This is a genomic window from Methylobacterium sp. J-043, from assembly GCF_022829505.1.
In the GTDB taxonomy this organism is placed as follows: domain Bacteria; phylum Pseudomonadota; class Alphaproteobacteria; order Rhizobiales; family Beijerinckiaceae; genus Methylobacterium; species Methylobacterium extorquens_A.
Genome location: NZ_JAKSYB010000025.1, coordinates 72,464 through 99,065 on the forward strand (window position 1 = coordinate 72,464; position 26,602 = coordinate 99,065).

Consider the following 26,602-nt stretch of genomic DNA (forward strand, 5'->3'; position numbering starts at 1 on the left):
CTTCAGGCCTCGGGTCCGGTCAGGGTCCGAGCAGATCGATCAGGAAGGGGATCAGCGGCAGATCGGCCGGCGGCATCGGTAGATCGCGCAAAGCCCCCGGCCGCACCCAGCGGAGTGCCTGCGCCTCGCGCGACTGCGGAAGCCCCTCCCAGCGCCGACAGATGTAGAGCGGCATCAACAGGTGGAAATCCGGGTAGGCGTGGCTCGCGAAGGTGAGCGGCGCAAGGCACGGCTCCTTCACCGTGATGCCGAGTTCCTCGGCGAGTTCTCGGATCAGCGTCTCCTCCGGCCGCTCGCCGGGCTCGACCTTACCGCCGGGAAACTCCCAGAGGCCGGCCAGCGCCTTGCCCTCGGGGCGCTGGGCCATCAGCACCCGCCCGTCGGCATCGACCAGGGCCGCCGCGACGACGAGAAGAAGCTTGAGCGGCGTGCTCATCGGCTGATCGCGAACACGGCATCGACCTCGGCCGAGGTCTCGATCGCTCCCGCCACGACCGGCACGGCGGTGCGGCCGCGGGGAGCCGGCGCTTTCATTGCCATGGCGTAGGGCATGGGCCGGGGCGATTCGGCTCGCGGCGGCGATTCGATCGAGACGACGGTGCCGAGTTTCACACCGGTCGCCTCGGCGATGCGCTCGGCCTGGGCGCGGGCATCCTTGACGGCGGCGACCTGCACGGCGGCCTCCGCCGCGGCCGGGTCGCGCAGGCCGAAGCTGATCCCCTGGATCCGGTTGGCCCCGGATTCGAGGGTGCGCCGCATCAGTTCGCCGAGCTTGCCCATCTCGGCCAGGCGCACCCGCACGCGATTGCCCGCCGTGTAGCCGTCGTCCCGCTCGCCCATCGAGCCGTCGGGTTGGCGGACGGTCTTGGTCCGCGGCTGCAGGGTGATCGAGGAGGTGCCGATATCGGCCTCCGCCACACCCATTTCCCTAGCGCTCGCGACGATACCTTTCGCCGCCTGGCTCGCGGCATCAAGGGCGGCGGCCGGCGTGGCGCCGCGGGTTTCGACGCCGATCTCCACCGAGGCGAAATCCGGCGCGACCTCCTGCGAGGCCCGGCCGATCACCCGGATGCGCCCGTTCTCGTCATCGGCCACGGCAGGCGTCGCCATGGCGAACAAGAGGACGGGAACGGCGAGCGCGGAAAAGAACTTCACGAGCGATAGTCTCCGTTGATGGCGACGTAGGCCTTGGTGAGGTCGCAGGTCCAGACGCGCGCCCGACCCTGGCCGAGGCCGAGATCGACCCGCACGGTGATCTCGGGCCGCCGCATCACGGCGCTGGCCGCTTCCTCGCTGTAATCGGGGTCGCGTGCGCCCTGCACCGCGACGCGCACGTCGCCGAACCAGATCGCGAGGCGGTCGCGGTCGGCGGGCTCGCCGGCCTTGCCAACCGCCATCACCACGCGGCCCCAATTGGCGTCCTCGCCGGCCACCGCGGTCTTCACCAGCGGCGAGTTGGCGATCGACATCGCGATGCGGTGGGCGGAGGGATCGCTTTCGGCACCCTCGACCTCGACGGTCACGAGCTTGTTGGCACCCTCCCCATCGCGGGCGACGAGCTGCGCCAGTTCGATCAGCAGATCGTCCAAGGCCGCCCGGAATCCGGCGAGCCGCGGATCGTCGGCCTGCGTCACCGCCGCGTTGCCGGCGGCACCGGTGGCGAAGAGCAGCAGCGTGTCGGAGGTGGATGTATCGCCGTCCACCGTCACGCAGTTGAATGATGTCTTCGTGCCCGCGCTCAGCAGATCCTGGAGCACGTCCTGCGGCAGCGCCGCGTCGGTGAAGGCGAAGGCCAGCATCGTCGCCATGTCGGGGGCGATCATGCCTGCGCCCTTGGCGATGCCGTTGATCGTTACCGGCACGCCGTCGATCTCGACCCGGCGGGAGGCGAGCTTGGGGAAGGTGTCGGTCGTCATGATCGCCTGCGCGGCCTGCGCCCAGGCGTCGGCGCCACCCTCGGCGCGTCCGGCGCATTCGGCCAGCACGCCCTCGAACTTGCGCGCGTCGAGCGGCTCGCCGATCACGCCGGTGGAGGCGATCATCACCGCCTCCGGGGCGCAGGCGGCGGCCTGCGCCGCGATGTCCGCGGTCAGCGCCACGGCTTCGCGACCCTTCAGCCCGGTGAAGGCGTTGGCGTTCCCCGAATTCACGACGAGCGCCCGCGCGCCCTTGCCCGCCTTCAGGGCATCACGGCACCAATCCACCGGCGCGGAGGGACAACGCGAGCGGGTGAACACCCCCGCCACTTGCGTGCCCTCGGCCAGGGCGACGTAGAGCACGTCCGTGCGGTTCTTGTAGCGGATGCCGGCCTGCGCCGTGGCTGCGCGCACGCCCGCGATCTCCGGCAGCGACGGCGAGGCGGCGGGTGCCAGGGGGGAGATCTCGGTGGATGACATCGTTCGTCGGCTCCGTCTCGTACCCGCTCTTGCCCATTCGGCCGCATCGGGAGGGGCGGCCTCGCATGCGCAGGCGACACGGGCATGAACGTCATGGTCGCGGGTCGCTGTCTTGCGCCCGCCGGGCCTCACGTCAACACGCGCGGTGAGGCCCGCAGCCGTGAGACGGCGTCTCCCCGGCGCATCTCATGCGGGGCGCGGACCGGTTGGGTCGGGATAGCTCATCGTTCGGCGATGCAACTCAACGATGCAGAAGACAAAGACCTGTCGAATCCGCCCTCGAAATCTGTTGCGGAAACTGTGTCTCGAAAAATGCACCTTCGCCCCGGTCGAGCGTTGCCGCTTGTATGCCTTACGCAACCTGCTTAACCTAGAATGATGCAGCGCACCCAAGATCGTGAGGAAGCGACCATCGACCTCGATCCCGTCCGCTCGGACGGACAGGTGGGTGGCAACGCGGCCCCGCGCAGTTGCTACGGGGTCCAGGTTCTGGTCGCCGGACGCCGCAAGCAATGGCGCGATGAGATCAACGGGCAGATCCGCCGGGCCGGCTACAGCGCCATCTCCGTGGATTCGGCCGTCGATGCCCTCACGGTGCTGGTGCTCGGCCTGCCCGTCGATGTTCTCGTGACCGATGCCGAACTGCACGGCGCGCTCGGCCTCAGCGAGCTCGCCGCCGAGGCGCGCGCATTGAGACCGAATCTCGGCATCGTCGTCGCCTGCGACTCTGCGGTCAACGACTGTGCCGACCTCGTGCCGGCGGACGCGCTGCTGATCTCCTCCCTGGGCCCGGAGGAGGCCGTCGCTTCCTCGGTCCGCGAGGCGATGGCGGCCCGCGCCGGCTGATCCCGCCTCCCCATCGCCGCGCCCGCGACGATGGGGCCCGTACCCGACGGTAGGCCGGGTATGGCAGCCTCCGCGCCGGAGGACCAACGCCATGACGATTCGCCGCCGGGACTGCCTCGCGATGCTCGCCGTTCTCGCGGCGGGCCGCGCCCATGCCGCGGAAGCCGGGCCGGCGGGCGCCTTCGCCTTCGACAAACCGGAGGGAGGCGGCCTTCCACTCTCGGCCTATGCCGGCAAACCCATCCTCGTGGTCAACACCGCGACCGCCTGCGGCTACGCCCCGCAATTCGTTGGCCTTCAAGGCCTTTGGACACGCTTCGGCGCGCGGGGCCTGACGGTGATCGCGGTGCCCTCGCCCGATTTCGGCAATCAGGAGCCGCTCGACGGCGCCGCCATCGCTGAAGCCGCGCGAAAGAATCACGGTGTCACCTTCCCGGTCACGGACAAGACCCATGTCCGGGGGCCATCCGCCCATCCGTTCTACCGCTGGGCGGCCGAGCAGAAGCCGGGGCAGAGCCCGCAATGGAACTTCCACAAGTACCTCGTCGGCCGTGACGGCACCCTGCGCGCCGCCTTCGCGACCCAGGTCGATCCGAGCGATCCGCGCATCGTCAGCGCCATCGTCGCGGAACTGGGGCAGGCCTGAGCGAAGGTCCGTGTGGTTCTACCGGCCCGGAACGTCGGTCGGCGGCAGCAATCCGCGCTCGACTCGCCCCGGTGGCCCGGGACGCCGGGCGCGCGGGGCCTGAAGGCGCCGCTCCCGCTCGGCCATGAGCGGCGCTGCGGACGGACCGCTCGAGGGGTAATTCGAGGCGAACGGGTTCGGCGGCACGCCCTGGGCCCGGCATGGCAGGGCCGCGAGGCAGAAGCTCGCGGCGGCGAAGACGGTACTGGGGCGCATCGGCGGCAAGATTTTCCGGTCGTCGGGGACTCGCGCCGGCACGGGGCGCCTCCCCACATGCCAGCCGGCCGCGTCATCATTGCGGCTGGAAAGATCGAGCCAAAGATCGCGTCATGGAACCGCACAGTTTCGAGCAGGACGGCACCGTCTACGAGGTTCGCTTCGAGCGGACGCCGGAGGGCTGGATTGCGCATATCCGGCCCGAAGGCTGGACCGAGGCCCACGTCGTCGCCTTTCCGGAAGGCGTCGGCTTCGATCGAGACGACGTGCGCGGCTCCCTGATCGCCGGCTGCGAAGCCGCGGTGGCCCGCCTCCCGCGCCGTCCGCCGACCCGGCATTGAGAGGGGTGAAACGGAACCTACGGCATCCCGGCCGGTTCGGGCTCCAGCACGTGAAACGAAACACGTTGGAAGCGAGCGGGATTTTGCGATGACCGAGGTGACCTACCACATCGTCGAGCATGACGGCGGCTTCGCCTACAAGGTTGGCGACGTGTTCTCGGAGACCTTCCCGAGCCGGGCGGAGGCGTTGCAGGCGGCGCAGGCCGCAGCCGCCGAGCAGCAGGTTCCGGGCTCGACCGAGGGCATCCGCTACCAGGATGGGAGCGGCCAGTGGCACGACGAGACCGCTCAGGGCAACGACCGGCCGGTGGCCAAGGTCGCGGAGGACTGAGTTCCCTCAGCCTTCCAGGGTAATGAGGCCGACGCTGCCGCCCGCAGCAGCGGTGTTGACGGTCAGCGTCCGCTCCGAGGCGAAGCGAGCAAGATAATGGGGACCGCCGGCCTTCGGGCCGGTGCCTGACAGGCCGGAGCCGCCGAAGGGCTGGCTGCCGACGACGGCGCCGATCATGTTGCGGTTCACGTAGACGTTGCCGTGCGGCAGGGCCTCGGCGATGCGCTCGGCAGTCTCCTCGATCCGCGAATGGATGCCGAGGGTGAGCCCGTAGCCGCCGGCCCGGATCGCCGCGATGACCGAGCCGAGGCCGTCCGCCGGGTAGCGGGCGACGTGGAGGATCGGCCCGAACACCTCCTGCCGCAGATCAGCGACGCTGCCGATCTCGAAGATGTGGGGTGCCACATAGAGGCCGCCCGGCGCTACGCCGGCAAAGTGCTCCCGCGCCGAGGCCTTCATGGTCAGGATATGCGCGTCGAGCCGTTCCTTCGCCCCGGCGTCGATCACCGGACCGAGATCGGTGGCCAAATCGCGGGGGTCACCGACCGTCAGCTCCCGCGCCGCGCCGGCCACCGCCGCGATCATCCTGTCGGCGACGTCCTCCTGCACGAGGAGCAGGCGCAGGGCCGAGCAGCGCTGGCCGGCGGAGCGGAAGGCCGAGACCACCACGTCGTCGGCCACCTGCTCGGGGAGCGCCGTGGCGTCGACAATCATCGCGTTGATGCCGCCGGTCTCGGCGATCAGCGGCAGGATCGCGCCGTCGCGGGCGGCGAGCGCCCGGTTGATCCGCTGCGCCGTCACCGTGGAGCCGGTGAAGACGACGCCGGACAGGGCCGGATGCTCGATCAGCGCGGCGCCGGTCTCCGGTCCGCCGGGGACGAGGTGGAGGGCGCTTCCCGGAATGCCGGCTGCGTGGAGCAGGCGCACGGCGAGGTCCGCCACCAACGGCGTCTGCGGCGCCGGCTTGGCAACGACGGCGTTGCCGGCCATCAGCGCCGCGGCGACCTGCCCGGTGAAGATCGCGAGCGGGAAATTCCAGGGCGAGACCGCGACGAACACCCCCCGGCTGACGAGGCGCAGGCTGTTGGCCTCGCCCGCCGGGCCGGGCAGGCTCTGCGGTTCGCGGAACAAATCCCGGCCCTGCGCCGCGTAGTAGCGCAGGAAGTCGATCGCCTCGCGCCACTCGGCCACGGCATCGTCGAGGGTCTTGCCGGCCTCGGCTTGCAGCAGGTGCAGGAGCCGGTCCTGCTCCCGCACGAAGGCGTCGGCGGCCCGCTCGAGGCAGGCGGCCCGCGCGCGGGCGGGCGTCGAGGCCCAGGCCGGGAACCCCCGCGCAGCCGCCGCCATGGCGAGCGCGGCGGTGGCGGGGTCCGCCTCGATGACGCTGCCGAGCGCCGCGCCGTCGATGGGGTCGACCACCTTTCGGGGATGGCCGGTGCGGGCGGTCCCGTCGATGATCGGCGCGGCCTCGGCGGGGCCGGCGGCCCTCGCGACGGCCTCGGTCCATCGCTGCAGCGCCGCGCCGTCGCCGAAGGCGAGCCCCGGCGAGTTGCGGCGTTCACGCCCGAATAGGTCGCGCGGCAGCGGGATCTTGGGGTGCCGAGCCTGCGAAGGCGTCTCCACCAGGGCCTGAGGCCGGGCGAGAAGGTCGGCCACCGGCATCGCGGGATCGGCGGCGCGGGCGACGAAGGAGGAGTTCGCGCCGTTCTCCAGCAGCCGGCGGACGAGATAGGCGAGCAGCTCGCGGTGGCCGCCGACGGGCGCGTAGACCCGCTGGCCGATGCCCGGCGCCCGCTCGGCGAGCCGCTGATAGAGCGCCTCGCCCATGCCGTGCAGGCGCTGGAACTCGAAGCCGGCCTCCTCGTCCGCCGGACGATCGAGCAGCCCGGCTAGGCCGAGCACGCTCGCCACGGTCAGCGCGTTGTGCGTGGCGAATTGCGGGTAGAGGCGCGGGCGCAGCGCCAGCAGCCGCCGGGCGGCGGCCAGATAGTTCAGGTCCGTCATCGCCTTGCGGCTAAAGACGGGATAGTCGGCCACCCCTTGCGTCTGGGCGAGCTTAACCTCCGTGTCCCAGTAGGCGCCCTTGACGAGGCGTACCATCAGCCGCCGGTCGTGCCGCTCGGCGAGTTCCGCGACGTGCTCGATCACCGGAAGGCAGCGCTTCGAATAGGCCTGGATCGCCAGCCCGAACCCGTCCCAGCCGGCGAGCGCCGGATCGGCCAGCACGGCGGCGAACACGTCGAGGGAGAGTTCGAGCCGCTCTGCCTCCTCGGCGTCGAGGGTGAAGTTGAGGTCGTGGGCGCGGGCGTCGCGGGCGAGGTCGCGCACCATCGGCACCAGTTCGGCCATCACCCGCGCCGCTTGCGTCGGGGCGTAGCGCGGATGCAGCGCCGAGAGCTTCACCGAGATGCCCGGACGGGCCGGAAGCGGCGTGTTGCCGGCCTCCCGCCCAATCCGGGCGATGGCGCGAGCATAGGCTTGGCGGTAGCTCTCGGCGTCGTCGGCCGTGCGGGCGCCCTCACCGAGCATGTCGAAGGAGAAGCGGGAACGGCGGGCCGCGCCCGAGCCGGCCCGCTTGAGCGCCGCGCCGATCTCCTCGGCCAGCACGAATTGCCCACCCATCACCCGCATCGCCCGGTGGGCCGCCGCGCGCACGGCCGGGCGGCCGAGGCGGCGGACCATGCTTCCCAGCGTCGCCTCGGGCGTGTCCTGCGGGCCGACGAGGCGGGCGCCGAGGCCGAGGGCCCAGGACGCGGCCTGGGCAAGGCCGCTCTCCGACCGCGCCGCGTGATGGGCGAAATCACCCTCGCGCAGCTTGTCGGCGATCAGCCGGTCGGCGGTGGCCGCATCGGGCACCCGCAGGAGTGCCTCGGCGAGGCTCATGAGGGCGAGACCCTCGCGGGTCGTCAGCGCATATTCCCGCAGCAAGGCCTCAACGGCGCCATGGCCGGCATCCGCGCGGATCGCGCCGATCAAGTCGGAGGCGAGCCGATCGACCGCCGCCTCAGTGGCCGCCGGCAGGAGCGCCTCCCGCAGCAACGCCTCCGCCAAGGCGGCATCGTCCGGGGCATAGAAGGCCTGAAAACGCGACGGAGACATCGGACCATCGGTCATATGAGAGAGTAGCACTCTCTCTGTCGTCCGACAGACCAATTCCGTCATTTAAGAAAACGGCGGTCCGTGATCGCCCCGCGCTCGCTCTTACGGCCTCGCGCCGGGCGGGCTGATATCGAGCGGCTGCGCCTCCGGAGCAGGCGCCGGCTCGGCTTCGATCCGGGCGCGGCGGGCGGCTTCCTCCGCCTCGCGCTGGCGGGCTTGGCGCGCCGCCTCCTCGGCGGCGGCCTGCTGCGCCTTGATCCGGGCTTGCCGGGCCGCTTCCTCGGCGGCGAGCCGGGCGCGGTCCATCTCGATGCGGGCGCGGCGGCGCTGGCGCTCGCTCTGGTCGGCATCGAACAGCTCGATCTTCTCGAGTTCGCGCTGGAGCACGAGGGCGGCAAGGCCCGTCGTCAGAGGCGCCGCGTCGAGCCGCCGCTCGGGCGCGGTGAGCGGCCCGCCGAACCCGAGCTGGATCGAGGGCGCCGCTCCGGACCAGCCCTTCGGCCCGGCCGCCGCCGTCAGGGCGCCGCGGGCGTCGAGAGCACGACCGCGCAGATCGACCTGAAGCGTGCCGTTCCAGCGCGCCGGGCCGAGATCGATGCCGAATGGGCCCGTGCGCAGGGTGCCGGCCGAGAGGGTGAAGGAGGCCGAAATCGGCCCCTTGGCCCGAAGCGCACCGGCGGACAGCTCTTCCGACACGAGCGCCTGGAGCCGTCCCTCGCGCAAGGGATCGTCCTCGGCCAGCGCCTTGCCGAGCGCCCGGTCCACGGCGCCCGCGTCGGCGCCGGGGAGCGCGAGATCGGCGAGCCGGATCTCGCCGTTGCCCGAAAGATCGTTCGCTAGGGCGCTCAGGCTCACGCCCGTGGCGCCGAACCGCAGGGCCGCCGAGAGCCGGCCGGTGATCGGCCCCGCCCCGATCAGGCCGGTCAGATCGGCGCCCTCGACGCTGCCCTCGCCCGACACCGCAGCGGCGCCCGCCGGCCGGGCCAGGGTGATGCTGCCGGCCAGCCTCCCTCCGGCGAGACCGGCCGAGAGGTCGCGCAGGCTCAGCGCGTCGCCCTCGCGCACCAGCGTCAGGCTCGCATTGTCGGCGACGAGGCCCCGGCCGAGATCGAGCCCACCGATCTTGAGGCCGAGGCTGACCTTTGGCTGCGCCGGCACCGCGGCGAAGCGTCCGCTGTTGTCGGTGGGCAGCACCGTCGCCGCAACCAGCGCCGGCAGGGACAGGCGGGCGAGCGTGGCGGTGCCGGTCAGCGCGCCGTCCGGGGCGCGGTCGAGGGCGGCGGTGAGGTCGGTCCCCGCCACCTGTCCCGTGACGTCGGCGTGCAGCGCCGCATTCCGGCGCGACAGGGCTACGGTGAGAGCCACGGGCAGCGGCCCGGCCGCCGGGCCGGCACTGCCGGCGAGAATCAGGAAGGGGGCGAGGTCGGGCGCTGCCAAGCGCAGCGTGCCTCCGGTCGGAGGGCGGTCGAGGACATCGAGCAGGATCGGGCGCGGCGTCGCGACCGTGAGGCCGGCAAAATCGCCTTCGATGCCGAGCGCGAGCGGCGGCGTGCCCTCTTGTCCGGCCTCGGCGGCGGGCCGGGCGCCGGTCAGCCGCAGGCGCCCCGGCTGGCGCAAGGCGGCGATGTCGTCGCGGCCGAACCAGCGGCCGGTCCTTTGCGTCGTCAGCGCCGCGTCGAGGCGGTCGATCCGGCCGGAGCGGGTCAGCAATGCAAGGTCGAGATCGCCCTCGCCGGCCTTGCCTTTCGCGGATGCACGCAAGGCATCCGCCTCGCCCGATTCCCGTTCCAGGGTCAGATCGAGCGACAATCCGCTCTGGCGGACACTCTGCGGTACGAGGCGGGCCTCGGGCAGGAAGCCGCGCTCCAGCAGGGCCAGCAGCGGCGCCGCCTTGCCGGCCGTCACCCGGCCCTCGATCCGGCCCGAGCCGTCCGGCGCGATCCGCCCGGCGAGCTGGGCGCTCGCACCCGCGAGGTCGGCGATGTCGAGCGTATCGACAACGAGGCTGGCCCCGTCCGATTGCAGGCTGACCGCGATGGTGCCGTTGCCGGAATGCGCGCCGGCCGGTCCATAGCGCACGTCGCGCGCCTTCAGCGTTAGTCCGAGGTCGTGCCGATGCAGGCCCGACATGAGCTCACCGAGCGGGGGCAATTCGGCGATGTCGATGCCGTTGGCGGAAAGCTGCGCATCGAGCCGCCCGCGTCCGTTCGCATCGGCCCGCAGGTAACGGGCGTTGCCGGTGACGCGGGCCTCACCCAGGGCGAGGCGCAGGTTGCGTAGCGACAGGTCGCTGCCGGCCGCCGAGAGGTCCGTGCCGATCTCGAAAGCGCGCCCGTCGAGAATCGCCGTCACGCTCTCCTCGGCGCCGATCCGGCCGAGATAGCGCCCGACTGCCTCCGAGTTACGCGCGGCGATGTCGATATGCCCGGTGAAGCGCGGCGAGCCCGACAGCTCTGCCTCGCCGGTCGCCGCGACGGTCGCGGCCCCCGGCGCCCTGCCCTCGAAGCGGCGCAGCACGAGGCCGCCGGTGCGATCGAAGGTGCCGCGAAACCCCACATCGGCCCAATCATCGAGGCCGAGGGCGACACTCTCGGCGGCGATATCGAGGTCGAGCAGAAGCGGTGGCGTCAGCGTGCCCGATGTCAGCTCCTGCGCCAGCAGCCCGCGGGCGCCGTTGGAGAGCAGCAGCCCGTCGAGGTCGAGGCGGCGGGTCCTCAGGGTCAGGCCGAGCCGGGCCTCGCGCAGATCGAGGCGGCCGCTGCCCGACAGGCGGGCGGCCTTGCCGCCGGGGTCGAGTTCGAGATCGACGGTCTTGGCCTGCACCATGGGGCCGCGCGACGCGAACTTGGCGGCCAGGGTGAGCGGCAGGGCGGCGCCCGCCGGCTGCACCGGCGGGCCGACGGTGAGCCGGGCGCTGCCCTCCGCCTCCGGCACGAGGCCGCGGCGTGCCCCGTCCGCACCCGACCCGTCCTCGGGCTTGAGGGTGATGCGCGCATCGAGTTCCAGGCGGGGCATGGTGTCGCCGCCCCCCGTCAGCTTCAGCGAGAGGCCGCCATCGCTGCCGGCAACGCTGGTGGCGAGGTGGAACGGGCTGCCCTTCGCCGTTCCCTCCGCCAGCCAGGGCCCGGCGAGCGCGGGCGCCCTGAGGCGCAGGTTCTCGGCGGCGAACTGCTCCTGCGGCGCCTCACCCGTCCGTACCGTGGCGACCGTAAGGCGCCGAATGCGCAGGTCGTCGATGACGATGTCGCGGCGCAGCGTTTGCGGTTCGCGCGGCAGGAGCACCGCCTCGTCGGAGACCGGCAGGTTGAGCCCGGCCCGCTCGACCGAGGTCTGGACGAAGCGCACCTCACCCTTGAGAAGGGGGGCCAGGGCGATCTCCGCGTCGACGGCTTGCGCGTCGAGGGCCGGCCCATCCTCGGCGCCGAGCCGCAGGCGGGCGAGGCGAAGATGCGGCGAGGGCAGCAGACGCAGGTCGATGGCGCCCTCGCTGCGGGCACCGGCCCCGAGGGAATCGCTAACCATGCGGTCGATCAGCGCGCGATGCGCCGACCAGTCGATGAACGGCGGCACCGCAAGGGCCGCCACGAGAATCAGCACGACGGCGCCCGCGAGCGCGGTCAGGGAATCACGCACCGTTATCGCTTCCGCCTGGCCTGCGGACCGCAGGACTTCGTTCGCGTTTCACACGCGTTCGAACGGCCGGTGCCACTTGAACGGTGAAAAACCTGCGTCCCTGCGGCCATAGCACAGGCCGTGGCCGGCCCGCATCTCACGCTCTAGCTTTCGCCGATCGTCAGCGGCGGATGCCGAAGGATGGACCGGCCGGCGGCGGAACGTTGAGCGGCGCCCGCTGGATCTGGTTGCGGATGGCGCTGTTCTCCAGAGTCTGTCGCTGTTCGAAGTTGCGGTTCTCGTTCCGGTACTCGAACGACTGGTTCTGCCGGCTCGTGGCGCCACGGTTGCCGGGGCTCTGCGCCCAAGCGGGCGTGAGTGCGGTGAGCAGGGTCAGGAGGGCGAGAGACGGGGCGCGCATGGCCTCACATCCTTCATCGGCATGGGTTTCGGGCTTCCGGAGTGACGCGTGGGGGGTGGAGCCGGTTCCGGATCGGGTCTCGACGGCGTTCGCCTTTTGGTCCAGGGATGCGCGTATGATGCAAGAGCCCAACGACGCGCACGGCGCGTTCCGGCCGCGCCCGTCCGACGACGAAGCGCCGTCGGCCCCGACCTCCATCGCCGCCCGCGCCATGGCCGCCCTGCGACCCGAGGCCGCCTCCTACCTCTCCGGCCTCAACCCGGAGCAGCGCCGCGCCGTGGAGGCGACGGAGGGCCCCGTGCTCGTGCTCGCAGGGGCCGGCACCGGCAAGACGCGGGTTCTGACGACGCGCATCGCCCACCTCATCGCCACCGGCAAGGCGCGGCCCTACGACATCCTCTCGGTGACCTTCACCAACAAGGCCGCCCGCGAGATGAAGCACCGCATCGGCGGGCTGATCGGGCCGGCGGGCGAGGGCATGCCCTGGCTCGGCACCTTCCACTCCATCGGCACCAAGATCCTGCGCCGCCACGCCGAACTGGTCGGCCTCAAATCCGACTTCACGATTCTCGGCACCGACGACCAGCTCCGCCTGATGAAGCAGGTCATCAGTGACCAGAACATCGACGAGAAGCGCTGGCCGGCGCGCGCGCTGGCTCACACCATCGACGGCTGGAAGAACCGGGGCTTGAGCCCCGAACAGGTGCCGCCGGGCGAGGCGCAGTCCTTCGCCTTCGGTAAGGGCGGGCAGCTCTACACAGCGTATCAGGCGCGCCTCGTCACCCTGAACGCCGTCGATTTCGGCGATCTCCTGCTGCTCTGCCTCAAGCTGTGGCGCGAGAATCCGGACATCCTGGCCAATTACCAGGACCGCTTCCGCTACATCCTCGTGGACGAGTACCAGGACACCAACGTCGCCCAGTATCTCTGGCTCAGGCTGCTGGCCCAGGCCCGCAAGAACGTCGCCTGCGTTGGCGACGACGACCAGTCGATCTACGGCTGGCGCGGTGCCGAGGTCGACAACATCCTGCGCTTCGAGCACGATTTTCCCGGCGCCACCGTGGTGCGGCTGGAGCGCAACTACCGCTCGACCGGGCACATCCTCGCCGCCGCCTCCGGGCTCATCGCCAAGAACGAGGGCCGCCTCGGCAAGACCCTGCGCACCGAGGACGAGGCGGGCGAGCCCGTGACGGTCACGGGCTCATGGGATTCCGAGGAGGAGGCGCGTCAGGTCGCCGAATCGATCGAGTCACTCCAGCGCAGGGGGCACGCGCTCTCGGAGATCGCGGTGCTGGTGCGGATCTCGGCACAGATGCGCGAGATCGAAGACCGGTTCGTGCAGGTCGGCCTGCCCTATCGCGTCGTCGGCGGCCCGCGCTTCTACGAGCGGGCCGAGATCCGCGACGCGCTGGCTTACCTGCGCGTGACCATGAACGGCGCCGACGACCTCGCCTTCGAACGCATCTTCAACACGCCCAAGCGCGGCCTGGGCGACGCGACGCTCCAGACGCTCCACGCTTTCGCCCGCGCCGACCGGGTTCCCCTCCTGGCGGCCGCGCGCAAGCTGATCGAGACCGACGAGCTGAAGCCGCGCGCCCGCTCGATGCTGCGCGGCCTCGTCGAGAGCTTCTCGCGCTGGGTGCGGCTGGTGGAGAGCAAGCCGCATCCGGAGGTCGCCCAGACCATCCTGGAGGAATCCGGCTACACCGAGATGTGGCAGAAGGACCGTTCGGCCGACGCCGCCGGGCGGCTCGAAAACCTCAAGGAATTCGTCCGCTCGATGGAGGAATTCCCCGACATGGCGGCCTTCCTCGAACACGTCTCCCTGGTGATGGAAGCCTCCGAGGCCGAAGGGGCCGACCGCGTCTCGCTGATGACGCTGCACGCGGCCAAGGGTTTGGAGTTCGACACCGTGTTCCTGCCGGGCTGGGAGGACGGCCTTTTCCCGAATCAGCGCGCCATCGACGAGAGCGGTCGGGCGGGCCTGGAGGAGGAGCGGCGGCTCGCCCATGTGGGGCTCACCCGCGCCCGCAAGCGCGCGAAGCTGTCGTTTGCCGTCAACCGGCGCATCCACGGGATGTGGTCCTCGACCATCCCCTCACGCTTTATCGACGAGCTGCCGCCGCAGGCCGTGGACGTGGTCGAGGCGCCCGCGCATTTCTCGGCCGGCGCCTCGCGCTTCGACCGCAACCCTACCCCGTTCGGCTCCTCCTACGGCACGCCGGGCTGGCAGCGGGCGCAGGCCAACACGTCGGGCAATTTCGGCGGGGGACTCGGGCAAGGCCGGGGCGGCCGCTCGGGGGGACCACGGGAGATCGAGGGCGAGCTGGTCGCCAAGTCCACGGCCGCACCCTCGGCGTTCGAGCACGGAAGCCGCGTCCTCCACACCAAGTTCGGGCCCGGCACGGTCGCCGGCATCGACGGCAACAAGCTCACCGTTGACTTCGACAAGGCCGGCCGGAAAATGGTCCTCGACAGCTTCCTCCAACCCGGTTGAAGCGTCCCGTCGGCGGTTCTCCGCCGGCCGCCCCTCGCCCGAGGAGGGCGATGCCCGCGATGGCCCAGGCAAGGATCGTCCCGGTCCGCAGGCGGCACCGACAGGTGCTGGGGTCATCGCTTCTTCGCAAAGCCGTCACGCCCGCGTCGCCCCCGCCTGCAACCTTCGCAGTGAGAGCGAAGCGTTGCCGTAAAGTCGCTCTCCGCAGACATCACGTCCTGCAGTGGAACCGACTCATGGGGTTTGGCTTTGCTCTTGCGTACAGTTGAACGAAGATCGGCGATGTCTTCGCCGAATCGAAGGAGAGACGGACAAGTCGAGACTGGTTGAAAAAGCGAGTTTGCGAGAGTCACGCACGAGTCAAGGTGGAGTATCGATCCATGAAGAGACGACGCGCACGGCTTGAACTGGTTGAGGACCGACCGATCCGGATGCATCGGACCCGCTTCGACGAGGAACGTAACCTCGCACCCATTCAACCACTGACCGATCGACAAGGTCAGTACCTCGACGCGCTCGCGTCATCTTCGCAAGTCATCGTCTTAGGCCCGGCCGGCACCGGAAAGACCTTCATCGCCGGCACCCGCGCCGCCGATCTTCTCCGTCAACGCCGGATTTCGAAGGTCGTCATCACCCGTCCGAACGTGCCGTCCGGCCGCTCGCTCGGCTTCTTCCCCGGCACGCTCGAAGAGAAGATCGCGCCCTGGGTCGCGCCCCTCACCGAGACCATGAAGGAGCGCATGGGTGCGGCCGCCTTCGATATCGCGGTGAAGACCGGCGACATCGAGGTCGTGCCGTTCGAGGTGATGCGTGGGCGCACCTTCAAGAACTGCCTCGTGATCCTCGACGAGGCGCAGAACACCACCACCGCCGAGATCAAGATGTTCCTGACCCGCATCGGCGACGATTGCCAGGTCATCATCAACGGCGACGTTTCCCAGACCGACCTGCGCGAGACATCGGGACTTCGCACCGTCATCCACCTCGTAAAGAGCCGGATGATGACGATCCCGATCGTGGAGTTCACCCTCGACGACATCGTCCGCTCCGGCATCTGCGCGGAATGGGTGAGGGCGTTCGAGGAAGAGAAGCTGTAGCCGTCGAGAGATCTGATGGTGCGTGATGACGGGGCACGGAGGCTGCCTCGTCGTCACGCGCCGACCACGGTCAAATTTCAACGCCCCTCTCGACGATCGTCGTCTCGACGATGTCGGCGGGCTCGTATAGCCATCTTGCCACGACGCCGGCCGCGATGGCTCCGGCGATCGGCGCAAGCCAGAATAGCCAGAGCTGCGCGATATAGTCCGTGCCTGCGAACAGGGCCGGTCCCGTGCTGCGCGCCGGGTTGACTGATGTGTTGGTCACCGGAATCGAGATCAGGTGAATGAGCACGAGGGCAAGCCCGATGGGGATACCGGCAAAGCCCGCCGCGGCGCCCTTCGACGTCGTGCCGATGATGATGAACAGGAAGATGAACGTCGTCAGGGCTTCGATGATCAAGCAGGCGGCAAGGTCGTACTTGCCGGGGCTGAGTTCGCCGTAGCCGTTCGCGGCAAATCCGTTCGGCACCCAGCCCGCCTTGCCGGAGGCGATGGTGTAGAGGGCGAAGGCGGCCACGGTTGCACCGATGACCTGAGCGACAATGTAGGGCAGGACGTGCCGGCTCGCGCACCGTCTCGCCGACCACAATCCGAGTGTGACGGCCGGGTTGAAGTGGCCACCGGATATGTGGCCGACGGCGTACGCCATCGTCAGCACGGTGAAGCCGAAGGCGAAGGCAACGCCCAGGAAGCCGATTCCGAGTTCTGGAAAGGCGGCGGAGAGGACGGCGGCACCGCAGCCACCGAACGTCAGCCAGAAGGTGCCGAAGAATTCGGCGGTCGTCCGACGCATCGTATCGTGATCCATGGCGACACCTCTTGCTGCGAAGGTCACGCGGCCCACACCAAACGGTCGTGTCGAAGGTCTGATCGGCGCACCGTGAGACTGAGGTCGTCTGCGTCGGCACCCGCCGAAACGCAGCGAACGAAGATTTCACGCGTGGATCGCGCTAGCAATGAGCGGTGTCATACGTCGAGGGGCACGAAAGAGTGGTACTGCTCGCGCGCCCGACGCGCCTTGACTGGCAATTTTGCTTTGTCTCAGCGCAAATGCTGATCACATCGTGCCGTGTCAGGCTGCGGCGGCGCCCTTGATCCGCAGCGGTCCGACGCTCTTGCCCTCCAGCAACTGGCGCAGCCGCTCGACATCGTCGAAATTGTTCGACGTCAGTTCGGTGATGTCGCCCTCGACCAGCGCATCGACATGGCGACAGCGGCGGCGGTGGGTGCCCGCCGGGCAGGAACAGCGCAGATAAGGCCCGTCGGTCCGTTCCTCGAACTCGAGCAGGTAGCGGTTGCCGGTGCTGCCCCGCATGGCAAAGCGCAGCGCGTTCGAGGGCCGGAGATCGACGATGCCCGAGGCGCGCAGGGCCTTCGCCGAGGTCGAGCGGGTCATGTCCCGGCGCGGCGTCGTGAGCGCACGAATCGGGGTGAGACCGAGGCCGCGAGCGAGGTCGGCGATGTCGGTCGCACCCGTCTCACGCAAGGCCGCGAGGGCGATCTCGGCGCAGGCATAGGCATCTTCGCCCGCATCGTGGTGTTCGAAGCGGATACCGAGGCGGCCCGCAACCTTGGCAAGACCGTGGCCTGCCGGATCCGGGAAGACGCGCCGGGCGATCTGGAGAGTGCAATGGCCGGCCATGTCCGGCACCGGCTCGCCCCAGGCGGCGAGCGAGGCGGCGAGCACGCCCATGTCGAAGCCGGCATTATGCGCGAGCATCAACCCGCCGGATAAGTCGGGGAGGAACTCGGCGATCGCCTCGGGAAAGGTCGGCGCGTCGCGGACATCGGCCGGCAGGATGCCGTGAACGCGGATATTTCCGGGCGAGAACCGCATCTGCGGCGGGCGGATCAGCCGGGATACGCGCCGCACGACGCGGCCCCCCTCGATCCAGGCGAGCCCGACCGCGCAGGCACTGTCGCGCCGCTCGTTGGCGGTCTCGAAGTCGATCGCGACGACGCTCATGCAGACAAGATTAACGGGTCGCGGACTCATCCCGCAAGGCGCGAACGTCACTATCTCTCTCCGGCTCGCCGAGCCGGCGGTCGAAGATCGTCCGCACCGTCCGCCGTTCCTCATCGAGCCGCGCGCTGAGCGCCTTGGCATCGGGCAGATTGGCGGCGCGGGCGAGGCGGGCGAGCGCCACATCGGAGGCTTGGGTCGGGTCCCCCTCGACCATCAGGCGCTGCCACTGGTGCACGTCGTCGAGGAGCCGGTAGGCGTCGCCGAGTTGCTCTGCCTCGACGTCCGCGATGATCCCGCCTTCGGCCGCGCGGCCGAACACCTCGGGCGCGTCAAAGCCGATCAGTTCGGGATGGGCGTGGGCATGGCCGAGGACGAGAGCCTGCGCCAGGAAATCGAGGTCGAGCAAACCGCCGGGGCTGAGCTTGAGGTCGAGGGGGCCGTGATCGCCCTTCTCGTTCTCGACCGTGGCCCGCATGCTGCGCACCGAACGGTTCACCGTGTCGGCGTCACGCGGCTGCATCAGCGCATCGCGGATCGTTGCTTTCGCCTCTTCGGCAAGGCTGGCGTCACCGGCGATGACGCGGGCGCGGGTCAGCGCCATGTGCTCCCACAACTCCGCTTCCTCGCGCTGGTAGGCGCGGAAGCTGCGGAACTGCGCCGCCACTGCACCCTGGCCGCCGCCGGGACGCAGGCGCAGATCCACCTCGTAGAGCAGGCCGCGGCGGGTCGGGGCGGTGAGCGCCGCGACGAGGCGCTGGGTCAGCCGGTTGTAGGCCACCGCCGCGTCGAGGGGCTTGGGACCGGTGCTGGCGCGGTTCTCCGGATCGAAATCGTAGAGCACCACGAGGTCGAGGTCCGATTCCGCCGTGAGCTGGTGCGAGCCGAGGCGGCCATAGCCGAGCACGACGATGCGGCCGTTCGGGATCGGGCCGTGATCGGCGAAGAAGGTCTTGGACACGGCGTCCAGCGCGGTCGCGACGGCTGCGTCGGCGATCGCCGAGAAGGCGCGGCCGGCCGCCTGCGGGGTCAAGATGCCGGAGAGGAGCCGCGCACCGGTGAGGAAGCGGAGCTGCCGCGCAGCGTCGCGGCTGCGGTCGAGGAACACCTCGTGGCTGTCGGGCCGGCCCAGAAGGGCGCGGTAATGCGCGGCAATGGCTGCGGCATCCACCGACGGATCGACGAAATCGGGGTCGATCACCGCATCGAGCACGTGCGGTGAGAAGGCGACGGTGCTCGCCAAGCGCGGGGCGCTTCCGAGCAGATCGGCAAAGAGCAGCCGCAGGCGCTCGTGCTCGCGCAGGATGGTCAGCAGTTCCACCGCGGCCGGCATCCGGCCGAAGGCGCGGTCGAGATTGGCCAAGGCCGCATCCGGATCGGGCGTGCCGGAGAGAGCCTTGAGCAGGGCCGGGACCAGCTCGGTCAGCACCTCGCGGGCGCGCGGGCTGCGCACCGCTGCCCGCCGCCCGAAATGCCAGCCGCGCACCGTGTCGGTGACGCGTTCCGGATCGCGGAAGCCGAGGCTGCGCAGGGTGGCCAGCGTCGCCGGATCGTCGGCGGCGCCGCTGAAGACGAGGTCACCGACCTCCGAGGAGAGGTCGAGCCCGGCCTCGAACAGCAAGGCGTAATGCGCCTGCACCCGGCCGGCATGGGCGAGCAGGGCCGCTTCGAACCCGGCGAGGTCGGCAAAGCCCGCGAACCGCGCGAAATCCTCGAGCTCGGTCCGGTCCGTCGGCAGGCGCTGGGTCTGCTCGTCGCGCACCATCTGCAGGCGATGCTCGACCGTGCGCAGGAACGCGTAGGCCGCCCTGAGTTCGTCGCGCGCTTCCACCGAGATCCAGCCGTCCTCGTGCAGACGCGCCAGCATCGGCACGGTGGAGCGTCCGCGCAGCATCGGGCGGCGGCCGCCGAAGACGAGCTGCTGGGTCTGGACGAAGAACTCGATCTCGCGAATGCCGCCGCGTCCGAGCTTGATGTCGTGGCCGGCCACCGCCAGCGCCTCGTGCCCGCGCACGGCGTGGATCTGCCGCTTCATGGCGTGCACGTCGGCGATCGCGGCGAAATCGAAATACTTGCGCCAGACGAAGGGGGTGAGGTCGGCGAGAAACCGCTCGCCCGCCGGGATGTCGCCGGCGATGGGCCGCGCCTTGATGAAGGCCGCCCGCTCCCAGTTCTGGCCCGTGGTCTCGTAATAGACATAGGCCGAGGCGAGGCTCATCGCGGTCGGCGTCGAGCCGGGATCGGGCCGCAGGCGGTAATCGACCCGGTGGACGTAACCGTCGCGGGTGCGCTCCTGCAGCAGCTTCGAGACGCCCTGGGCCAGCTTTGTGAAGAACGGCGTCGGCTCCAGCCCCTCCTTCAGGGGGGCCGCCTCGGGATCGAAGAAGACGATCAGGTCGATATCGCTCGAATAGTTCAGCTCGCGTCCGCCGAGCTTGCCCAGGCCCAGCACGACGAGACCCGAGCCGGCCTGCGGCTCGGTTCGATCCTTCGGCAGGAAACGGCCGGAGGCTGCCGCTTGCAGCAGCATCGCATCGACGGCCGCCGAGACCGAGGCGTCCGCGAAATCGGAGAGCGCGGCGGTCACGCGCTCCAGCGGCCAGAGACCGCCGATATCGGCGAGCGCCACGAGGAGCGCGTGCTCAGCCCGGTTCCGCCGCAGGGTCTTGCCGACAGCATCGAGGTCGGGAGCAGCGCCCTCCCCCGCCCGGCCGGCGGCGCGCTGCGCGGCGATGATGCGGGCGTCGGCCACCTCCGGCGCCTCTTCGAACAGGCGGACGAGGCGCGCGAGATCGCGCGAGGCGAGCGACCACAGGAAGGTCGAGTGGTCGGCGAGCGCCGCGAGGAGGTCGCGGGCGGGGCCCTCGCGCAGGGTGGCGGGGAGCGCGTCGGCGATCTCGTCGAGGCGCGCCTGTGCTGCCTCGGGATTCGAGAGCGGCGGGGCTTGCCCCAGCCGCGCGATCAGGGGTGCCGTGCCGTCGTCGCGGGCAATCTGCCCGTCGTTTCGCCTGCCCATGCCGTCCCTTCTGCGATTCGAAGCGTTCGCATCGCCGCCGTACCGCGGCTCTGCCCATCAAACGCGCAAATCGGGATCTGCCAAGGGACTTTCGGGACGGCACGACAACGTAGGGGTGCCGCGACGCCCTCGGGCTCAGGCCGCCCGGAGCGTTCCGACGAAGTCGCGGACGGTCGCGGCGAGCGCGTCGCATTCCCCGGCCAGACGCTCGGAGGCATCGAGGCCGGCTGCGGCGGCGGCGCCGGTGAGGTCGGCGGAGCGGGCGAGGCCGTCGAGGTTGTCGGAGACCGCGCCCGTCCGCCGGGCCGCCCGCTCGGCGTTGTCGGCGATGGCGCCGGTCGCCGCCCCCTGCCCTTCGACCGCTTCGGCGACCGAGCGGGTGATGGTGCCAAGTTCCTCGATCGTCCCGCCGATCCGGCCGATCGCCGCCACCGCCTGACCCATCTGATCCTGGATCGCGAGGATCTGCGCCTCGATCTCCTGCGTCGCGCGGGCGGTGCGGGCGGCGAGCGCCTTCACCTCGCCCGCGACCACGCCGAACCCCCGCCCGGCGGCGCCGGCGCGCGACGCTTCGATGGTGGCGTTGAGCGCCAGCAGGTTGGTCTGCTCGGCGATGGTGCCGATGAGAAGCACGATCTGGTTGATGCGCTGGGCCGCCTCGGCCAGCGCGCGCACGGTCTCGTCGGTCTGCCCCGCCTCCCGCGTCGCCCGGCCCGCCACCTCGGCGGCGCGGGTCATGTGGCTCCCGATCTCACGCACCGTGGCCGAGAGCGTGCCCGCCGCCGCCGCGACGCCCTGCACGTCGGCAGCGGTCTCCTGCGAGGCGGTGGACAAATCGGTCGTGCGGCGTGCCGCGTCGCCCGCAGCGGCCGAGAGATCCTGCGAAGCGTGCCGCACCCGGTTGGCGGATTCGGCCGCTTCCCGGACGAGGCGGTTCACGCTGCTCTCGAAACGCTCGGCCAGTTCGCCGGCCGTGCGGTGGCGCTCGGCGCGGGCCTCGGTTTCGGCCGCGCCCTGGCGGTGATGGGCTTCCGCCTCGGCGGCACGTGCGGCGTCGGCGGCGGCGAGCGAGCGGGCCGAGACCGAGAACAGGGACGCGAGTTGCACGCTGAGCCAGACGAGGACGGCGGTCTCCAGCACGACGATCACGGCGTGGAGCACCACCCGGCCGAGATCGGCCCCATCCGGATAGACCGCCGCCGGCAGGAGCAGGTTCAGGCCGAGATGGTGCAGGGCCGTCGCACCGGCGGCGGTCAGCAGCACGCGCCAGTCGCAATAGGCCGACAGCACCGCCAGGGCGGCGAAGAAGTACATGTGCAGATCGAGCTGCCAGGAATGGCCAGAAGCCGCATCGAGCAGAAGCGCCACCATGCCGACCATCGCCACCGACACGGTGAGACGCGTGGCGAGTCCGTCGCCGTTCAGCCGCCACGTGGTGGTCGCCGCCGCCGCGAGGCCGAACGTCATCAGCCCCTGGGCCGCGGTCGGGTTTCCGAGGGCGGCGGCCACCGCGACGTTGAACGGCACGTGCAGCCAGAGCAATCCTATGAGGCCGCGGCTCGCGGCGCGGCGCAGACTGTCGAGATCACGCGGGCGGGATTCTGTCATGGCGCTGAATCTCGGGGTGCCGGCTCTGGGAATCGCGGCGTATCGGGAGGGGTACAGAGGCCGAAGCCTCGTGGGTCGAACAGGACGAGGGCGCCGGCTGTCCGCAGGCGCTCGGCGAAGCCCGGCGCCGAGGATCGGGTGACGACGAGCCCCGGTAGGCGACCAAGGCCCATCACGGCGCCACCTGCGGCCACCGCCGCGCCGAGGCTGCGGCTCGGCTCCCACCAGGGTGGAAACAGGGCGGCAACCGGTCGGCCGGGCTCCGCCATCGGCGCTCCGAGCCATGCGGAGCCGATCAGGCTCGCCAGCAAGAGGGCCACGGGCGGCAGCCAGCTTCGAGCAGAGCCCGGTGTGGACGGCTGAGTCCGGATGCCTTCCACTGCCATCGACACGGCGCCACGGTACGACTTCGAACGATCAACAACTCAACATTGCTGACTAATGTTAAGTTGGGGTTACGCCGATGGCCGCACACGCCCGACCGGGCGCAACTCTCTGCCCAATTTACAACTCTTCGCCCCAATGATGGCCGGGTGGATGAGAACAGCTGGTCGAAGTGCGTCCCGGCGAAGGCCCATCACTCAAGGGAATTTTTCGGCGGCCCGTCCGTCCTGTCATGAGGGGCCCGGGGAGCCTACACGCGCTTTCTTCGGTTGATCCCAGCTCGGCCGAAGCGGCATTCTCTCGGGGTACCTCAGGCGGGCGACACGGCGACCGAGGACGAAAGCGAATCGATGAGCAGCACCAACCTCGTTCCCTTCGCCGAAGCCGCCGTCTTCACGCTCGGCTGCGCCCTGATCGCGAGCCGCCGGTTCGAACCGCAGCGGCTCGGTGCGGTGCTCGGGCTCGCCACCATTACGCTGGCGGTTCTGCTGGTGGTCCTGGCGCTTCCCGGCAGTCCGCAGGCGACGCTCGCCGACCCGGACGGCGTGCGCAATTTCCTGAACTGAGTTCGCTTTAAGCCGCGCGGGCCGGAAGGCTCAGGGTGACGGCAAGGCCCGGGGCATTGTCAGCGAGGGCGAGGCTTCCGCCGTGCAGCCGGGCGACGGCGGCGACGAGGCTGAGGCCCAGGCCGAAGCCGGGGCGTGTGCGGGCGGCGTCGAGGCGCACGAAGCGGTCGAGCACCCGATCGCGCTCGGCCTCCGGAATGCCGGGCCCGCGATCCGCGACGGTGAGCCGGATCATGCCGTCGGCGCGCGCAGCGGCGACCGTGATCGCCTGCGGATCGGATGGAACGGACCGGGCGCCGTACTTGATGGCGTTGTCGAGGAGGTTGGCGATCGCCTGCCCCACGAGTTCGCGGTTGCCGTCGAGGATCAGGTCCGGCTCGATATCGACGGTGAGGCTCAGCCCCCTGTCCTCGGCCAGCGGCTCGTAGAGTTCGGCCACCTCCCGCGCCACCGCCCCGGCATCGAAGCGGCTCACGCTTTCGGGCGCGTTGCCGGCCTCCAGGCGGGCGATGGTGAGGAGCGCGTTGAACACACGGATCAGCCCGTCGCTGTCCTCGATCACGCCTTCCATCGCCGCGCGCAGCGCCTCCGGCGTCTCGGCGGTGCGCAGGGCCTCGTCGGCGCGGTTGCGCAGGCGGGTCAGCGGCGTCTTGAGGTCGTGGGCGATGTTGTCGGAGACTTCCTTCATTCCGCGCATCAGCTCGCCGATGCGCTCCAGCATCAGGTTGAGATTCTGGGCGAGGCGATCCAGCTCGTCCCCGGCGCCGCCGACCCGCAGGCGGCCGTCGAGATCGCCCGCCATGATGGTGCGGGTCGTCTCGGTCATGTCGTCCACGCGCTTCAGCACGCGGCTCGCCACGAACCAGCCGCCGAGCACGCCGAGCAGCACGACGAGAGCAAGCGAGGAGCCGAAGGTGTTGCCGATCGCCGCGCGCAGGCGGTCGCGCTCCTCGGTGTCGCGGCCGACCACGAGTCGGAAGCCGCCGGCGAGGTTGAACACCCGCATGATCGCGCTGTGCCCGCTCGAGTCCGCCTCGGAGCCGCGCCCGTAATAGCTCTCGTACTGGCCGGGCCGTGCGAGGATATCGGCCGGCAGGCGGCTTACATTGCCGACGATGTGCTCGCCCGCGGGCGTGGTCACGAGGTAGAGCGAGGCGCCCGGCTCCCCCGCGCGCCGCTCCACCACGGCGATGAGCCGGCGCAGCCCCCCCGCCGTGTATTGCTCGGACAGCCCGTTGATCTCGGCATCGATGGTCGAGACGATCTGGTCGTCGAGGACCCGCCGCGCGTTCCAGGCGACGTAGCCGAGCCCGAGCGAGGCCAGCACCGCGAACAGAACGAGATAGGCGAGCGACAGCTTGAATGCCGTCGTGCGGAAGATCTTTCCGATCCGCGCGATGAGACCGTCCGGCGGCGATGCAGAAGGGCTCACGAGAGTTGCGGCTCGTCCGGCCGGATCACGTAGCCGGCCCCGCGCACCGTCTGGATCATCGGGTGCTCGAACCCGCGATCGATCTTCGCGCGCAGGCGCGAGACGTGGACGTCGATGACGTTGGTCTGCGGATCGAAATGGTAGTCCCAGACATGCTCCAGCAGCATCGTCCGGGTCACGACCTGCCCGGCATGGCGCATGAGGTATTCGAGCAGCCGGAACTCGCGCGGCTGCAGCACGATCTCGCGGCCCGCCCGCGTCACCCGGTGCGAGAGCCGGTCGAGTTCGAGGTCGCCGACCCGGTAGGCGGTGGCCTCACTCTGACCGGTCGCGGCCGTGCGGCGGCGGGCCAACACCTCGGTGCGGGCCAGCAGCTCGGAGAAGGCATAGGGTTTCGGCAGATAGTCGTCACCCCCGGCCCGCAGGCCCTTCACCCGGTCGTCTACCTGGCCCAAGGCCGAGAGGATGAGGACCGGCGTGGCGATGGCCTGCTCGCGCAAGGAGCGCACGAGCGAGAGCCCGTCGAGCTTGGGCAGCATGCGATCGACGATCAGCACGTCGTAATCGCCTTCGCGAGCGAGCGCGTAGCCGTCGAGGCCGTCGCCCGCATGGTCCACCGCGTGCCCGGCTTCCCGGAACGCTTTGACCAGATAGGCGGCGGCCTCGCGGTCGTCTTCGATGATGAGCAGGCGCATGACGCCCGTCAGATACGCCGCGCCACTCAGGAGCGCGAGGCGTTCACCGACAATTCCGGCTTGTGGTTGAGGGTCTGGAACACGACGCAGTAGCGCTCGGTCAGCTTGAGGAGCTGGTCGAGCTTCTCCTGGGGGGCGTCAGTGTCGAGGTCGAACTTCAGGCGGATCGAGCGAAAGCCCACCGGCGCCTCCTTGTCGACACCGAGCGTGCCGCGAAAGTCGAGATCGCCCTCGGCGCTGACCGTGCCTGCCTTCAGCGGGATTGCCAGCGCGGTCGCCACCGCCTTCACCGTCACGCCCCCGCAGGCGACGAGCGCTTCGAGCAGCATGTCGCCGGAGCAGAGTTCGGCGCCCGAACCGCCGGTGGCGGGGTGCAGGCCGGCCACCGCCAGCGCGCGGCCGGTCTCGACCTTGCAGGCGATGCTGGTGTCGTCCAGCGAACCCTTCGCCTTGAGGGTGATGACGGCGGAATCCGGCGTCTCACGGTACTTGTTCTTGAGCGGGGCCTGGAGAGCGCGCAGGGCGTCGGCGTCCATGGATTTCCTCCGATTTTCTTGGTGGCGAGGATTTAGCGGCTTTCGCGCGCAAACGACACCTCGACAAGGGACATCCTAGAACGAGCTGCCCCCGGCGAGTTCCGGTTTACGGGAGGCGTCGCGTGGGCGCAGGGAATGATCGAGGGCGGCGAGGATGTTGCGGGTCGCCGCCTCGCTCGGCGGCGCGGCCGGGTCGCGCGGCCGGCGCATCGGCAGGGCCACCGTGTCGTCGAGGCGGCCGGGGCGCGGGCGCATGACGATGGCGCGGTCGGCCAGCGCCACCGCCTCGGCGACGTCATGGGTGACGATCAGCACCGTCGGCCGCACCTCCTCCCACAGGGCGAGGAGATGGCGGTGGAGATCCTTGCGGGTGAAGGCATCGAGCGCCGAGAACGGCTCGTCGAGGAGCAGCACCCGCGGGTTGGCCACGAAGGCGCGGGCGATCGAGACGCGCTGCTGTTGCCCGCCCGATAATTCACGCGGCCAGCGCCCGGCCTGCTCGGCGAGGCCGACCCGCTCCAGGGCGTGGGCGACGCGGTCCCGCCGCTCGCGCCTCGGCCGATGCTCGATGCCGAAGCCGACATTCTCGGCGACCGTCAGCCAGGGCAGCAGGCGCGGTTCCTGGAAGACGAGGCCGACGCCGGGATGGGGGCCGGTGATCGGCTCGCCGTCCAGCGCGATGCGGCCCGCACTCGGCCGGTCGAGCCCGGCGATGAGGCGCAGGAGCGTGGTTTTTCCGCAGCCCGAGCCGCCGATCAGCGCGACGATCTCGGCGTTCGGGACGTCGAGGTCGATGCCGTCGAGCGCGCGGGTGCCGTCGGCATAGGTCTTGGACAGGCTCTGGATGCTCAGCATGGC

General features: G+C 70.5%; 23 protein-coding genes. 7 read left to right on the plus strand and 16 right to left on the minus strand.

The window, feature by feature from the left end:
- Positions 1-19: 19 nt before the first annotated feature.
- From MKK50_RS01865 to argJ, 3 genes are read right to left on the minus strand one after another with little or no spacing between them, the layout of a single operon-like run.
- Positions 20-436: a (deoxy)nucleoside triphosphate pyrophosphohydrolase gene (locus tag MKK50_RS01865; RefSeq protein ID WP_060768254.1), complete on the minus strand. Its 417-nt coding sequence runs from the start codon at positions 434-436 to the stop codon at positions 20-22.
- Complete coding sequence (locus tag MKK50_RS01870) at positions 433-1,155, minus strand: SIMPL domain-containing protein (protein WP_499019998.1); 723 nt, start codon at positions 1,153-1,155, stop codon at positions 433-435. Before MKK50_RS01870 ends, MKK50_RS01865 begins: the two co-directional genes overlap by 4 nt.
- Positions 1,152-2,396 (minus strand): bifunctional glutamate N-acetyltransferase/amino-acid acetyltransferase ArgJ, encoded by a 1,245-nt coding sequence (gene argJ, locus MKK50_RS01875; RefSeq protein ID WP_499020000.1) that lies wholly within the window; start codon positions 2,394-2,396, stop codon positions 1,152-1,154. Before argJ ends, MKK50_RS01870 begins: the two co-directional genes overlap by 4 nt.
- Positions 2,397-2,771: 375 nt before the next feature.
- Here argJ and MKK50_RS01880 point away from each other — a divergent pair, with 375 nt between their 5' ends.
- Both MKK50_RS01880 and MKK50_RS01885 read left to right on the plus strand, forming a co-directional pair.
- Positions 2,772-3,242, plus strand: a complete 471-nt coding sequence (locus tag MKK50_RS01880) for a response regulator (protein ID WP_253367912.1) — start codon at positions 2,772-2,774, stop codon at positions 3,240-3,242.
- A 91-nt stretch (positions 3,243-3,333) separates the two neighbouring features.
- A complete protein-coding gene (locus tag MKK50_RS01885; RefSeq protein ID WP_253367910.1) occupies positions 3,334-3,888 on the plus strand; it encodes a glutathione peroxidase in 555 nt (184 codons plus the stop codon).
- An 18-nt stretch (positions 3,889-3,906) separates the two neighbouring features.
- Here MKK50_RS01885 and MKK50_RS01890 read toward each other — a convergent pair whose 3' ends face one another.
- A complete protein-coding gene (locus tag MKK50_RS01890) occupies positions 3,907-4,143 on the minus strand; it encodes a hypothetical protein (protein ID WP_499020003.1) in 237 nt (78 codons plus the stop codon).
- A 113-nt stretch (positions 4,144-4,256) separates the two neighbouring features.
- On the opposite strand from MKK50_RS01890, the gene MKK50_RS01895 reads away from it, so the two are divergent.
- Together MKK50_RS01895 and MKK50_RS01900 are read left to right on the plus strand one after the other, a co-directional pair.
- Positions 4,257-4,484 (plus strand): hypothetical protein, encoded by a 228-nt coding sequence (locus MKK50_RS01895; RefSeq protein ID WP_253367906.1) that lies wholly within the window; start codon positions 4,257-4,259, stop codon positions 4,482-4,484.
- A gap of 88 nt (positions 4,485-4,572) precedes the next feature.
- Positions 4,573-4,815 carry a DUF2188 domain-containing protein gene (locus tag MKK50_RS01900; RefSeq protein ID WP_135298182.1) on the plus strand — a complete coding sequence of 81 codons (243 nt, stop codon included), beginning with the start codon at positions 4,573-4,575 and terminating at the stop codon, positions 4,813-4,815.
- A gap of 6 nt (positions 4,816-4,821) precedes the next feature.
- On the opposite strand, the gene putA is transcribed toward MKK50_RS01900, so the two are convergent.
- The 3 genes from putA to MKK50_RS01915 form a co-directional block, all read right to left on the minus strand.
- Positions 4,822-7,929 (minus strand): bifunctional proline dehydrogenase/L-glutamate gamma-semialdehyde dehydrogenase PutA, encoded by a 3,108-nt coding sequence (putA, locus tag MKK50_RS01905; RefSeq protein ID WP_499020005.1) that lies wholly within the window; start codon positions 7,927-7,929, stop codon positions 4,822-4,824.
- Between the two features lie 87 nt (positions 7,930-8,016).
- Entirely contained in the window at positions 8,017-11,547 is a 3,531-nt protein-coding gene (locus MKK50_RS01910; protein ID WP_499020008.1) for an AsmA family protein, read from the minus strand.
- Positions 11,548-11,707: 160 nt separating this feature from the next.
- Positions 11,708-11,947 (minus strand): hypothetical protein, encoded by a 240-nt coding sequence (locus MKK50_RS01915; RefSeq protein WP_253367902.1) that lies wholly within the window; start codon positions 11,945-11,947, stop codon positions 11,708-11,710.
- A 115-nt stretch (positions 11,948-12,062) separates the two neighbouring features.
- Here MKK50_RS01915 and MKK50_RS01920 point away from each other — a divergent pair, with 115 nt between their 5' ends.
- Both MKK50_RS01920 and MKK50_RS01925 read left to right on the plus strand, forming a co-directional pair.
- Positions 12,063-14,444 carry an ATP-dependent helicase gene (locus MKK50_RS01920; RefSeq protein ID WP_499020010.1) on the plus strand — a complete coding sequence of 794 codons (2,382 nt, stop codon included), beginning with the start codon at positions 12,063-12,065 and terminating at the stop codon, positions 14,442-14,444.
- Between the two features lie 380 nt (positions 14,445-14,824).
- Complete coding sequence (locus MKK50_RS01925; protein WP_253367898.1) at positions 14,825-15,541, plus strand: PhoH family protein; 717 nt, start codon at positions 14,825-14,827, stop codon at positions 15,539-15,541.
- 70 nt (positions 15,542-15,611) lie between these two features.
- On the opposite strand, the gene aqpZ is transcribed toward MKK50_RS01925, so the two are convergent.
- The 5 genes from aqpZ to MKK50_RS01950 form a co-directional block, all read right to left on the minus strand.
- Complete coding sequence (aqpZ, locus tag MKK50_RS01930) at positions 15,612-16,352, minus strand: aquaporin Z (RefSeq protein WP_499020149.1); 741 nt, start codon at positions 16,350-16,352, stop codon at positions 15,612-15,614.
- A gap of 264 nt (positions 16,353-16,616) precedes the next feature.
- Positions 16,617-17,510 (minus strand): 3'-5' exonuclease, encoded by an 894-nt coding sequence (locus MKK50_RS01935; protein ID WP_499020013.1) that lies wholly within the window; start codon positions 17,508-17,510, stop codon positions 16,617-16,619.
- A gap of 10 nt (positions 17,511-17,520) precedes the next feature.
- The gene (locus tag MKK50_RS01940) at positions 17,521-20,523 is read right to left on the minus strand and encodes a bifunctional [glutamine synthetase] adenylyltransferase/[glutamine synthetase]-adenylyl-L-tyrosine phosphorylase (protein WP_499020014.1); all 3,003 of its coding nucleotides are present in this window, start codon (positions 20,521-20,523) and stop codon (positions 17,521-17,523) included.
- A gap of 135 nt (positions 20,524-20,658) precedes the next feature.
- Entirely contained in the window at positions 20,659-22,131 is a 1,473-nt protein-coding gene (locus MKK50_RS01945) for a methyl-accepting chemotaxis protein (protein WP_499020015.1), read from the minus strand.
- The gene (locus tag MKK50_RS01950; RefSeq protein WP_253367888.1) at positions 22,128-22,451 is read right to left on the minus strand and encodes a hypothetical protein; all 324 of its coding nucleotides are present in this window, start codon (positions 22,449-22,451) and stop codon (positions 22,128-22,130) included. The genes MKK50_RS01945 and MKK50_RS01950 overlap by 4 nt, the downstream gene beginning before the upstream one ends.
- 414 nt (positions 22,452-22,865) lie before the next feature.
- Between MKK50_RS01950 and MKK50_RS01955 the strand changes: the two genes are divergently transcribed.
- Positions 22,866-23,081 (plus strand): hypothetical protein, encoded by a 216-nt coding sequence (locus MKK50_RS01955; protein WP_499020017.1) that lies wholly within the window; start codon positions 22,866-22,868, stop codon positions 23,079-23,081.
- A gap of 7 nt (positions 23,082-23,088) precedes the next feature.
- Here MKK50_RS01955 and MKK50_RS01960 read toward each other — a convergent pair whose 3' ends face one another.
- The 4 genes from MKK50_RS01960 to MKK50_RS01975 all read right to left on the minus strand — a co-directional run bounded on the left by MKK50_RS01960 (position 23,089) and on the right by MKK50_RS01975 (position 26,599).
- On the minus strand, positions 23,089-24,513 hold the full coding sequence (locus MKK50_RS01960; protein WP_499020020.1) for a sensor histidine kinase: 1,425 nt from the start codon (positions 24,511-24,513) through the stop codon (positions 23,089-23,091).
- On the minus strand, positions 24,510-25,208 hold the full coding sequence (locus tag MKK50_RS01965; protein ID WP_499020021.1) for a winged helix-turn-helix domain-containing protein: 699 nt from the start codon (positions 25,206-25,208) through the stop codon (positions 24,510-24,512). Before MKK50_RS01965 ends, MKK50_RS01960 begins: the two co-directional genes overlap by 4 nt.
- A gap of 26 nt (positions 25,209-25,234) precedes the next feature.
- Positions 25,235-25,744: an OsmC family protein gene (locus tag MKK50_RS01970; protein ID WP_499020023.1), complete on the minus strand. Its 510-nt coding sequence runs from the start codon at positions 25,742-25,744 to the stop codon at positions 25,235-25,237.
- A gap of 75 nt (positions 25,745-25,819) precedes the next feature.
- A complete protein-coding gene (locus MKK50_RS01975) occupies positions 25,820-26,599 on the minus strand; it encodes an ABC transporter ATP-binding protein (protein WP_253367879.1) in 780 nt (259 codons plus the stop codon).
- Positions 26,600-26,602: the final 3 nt, after the last annotated feature.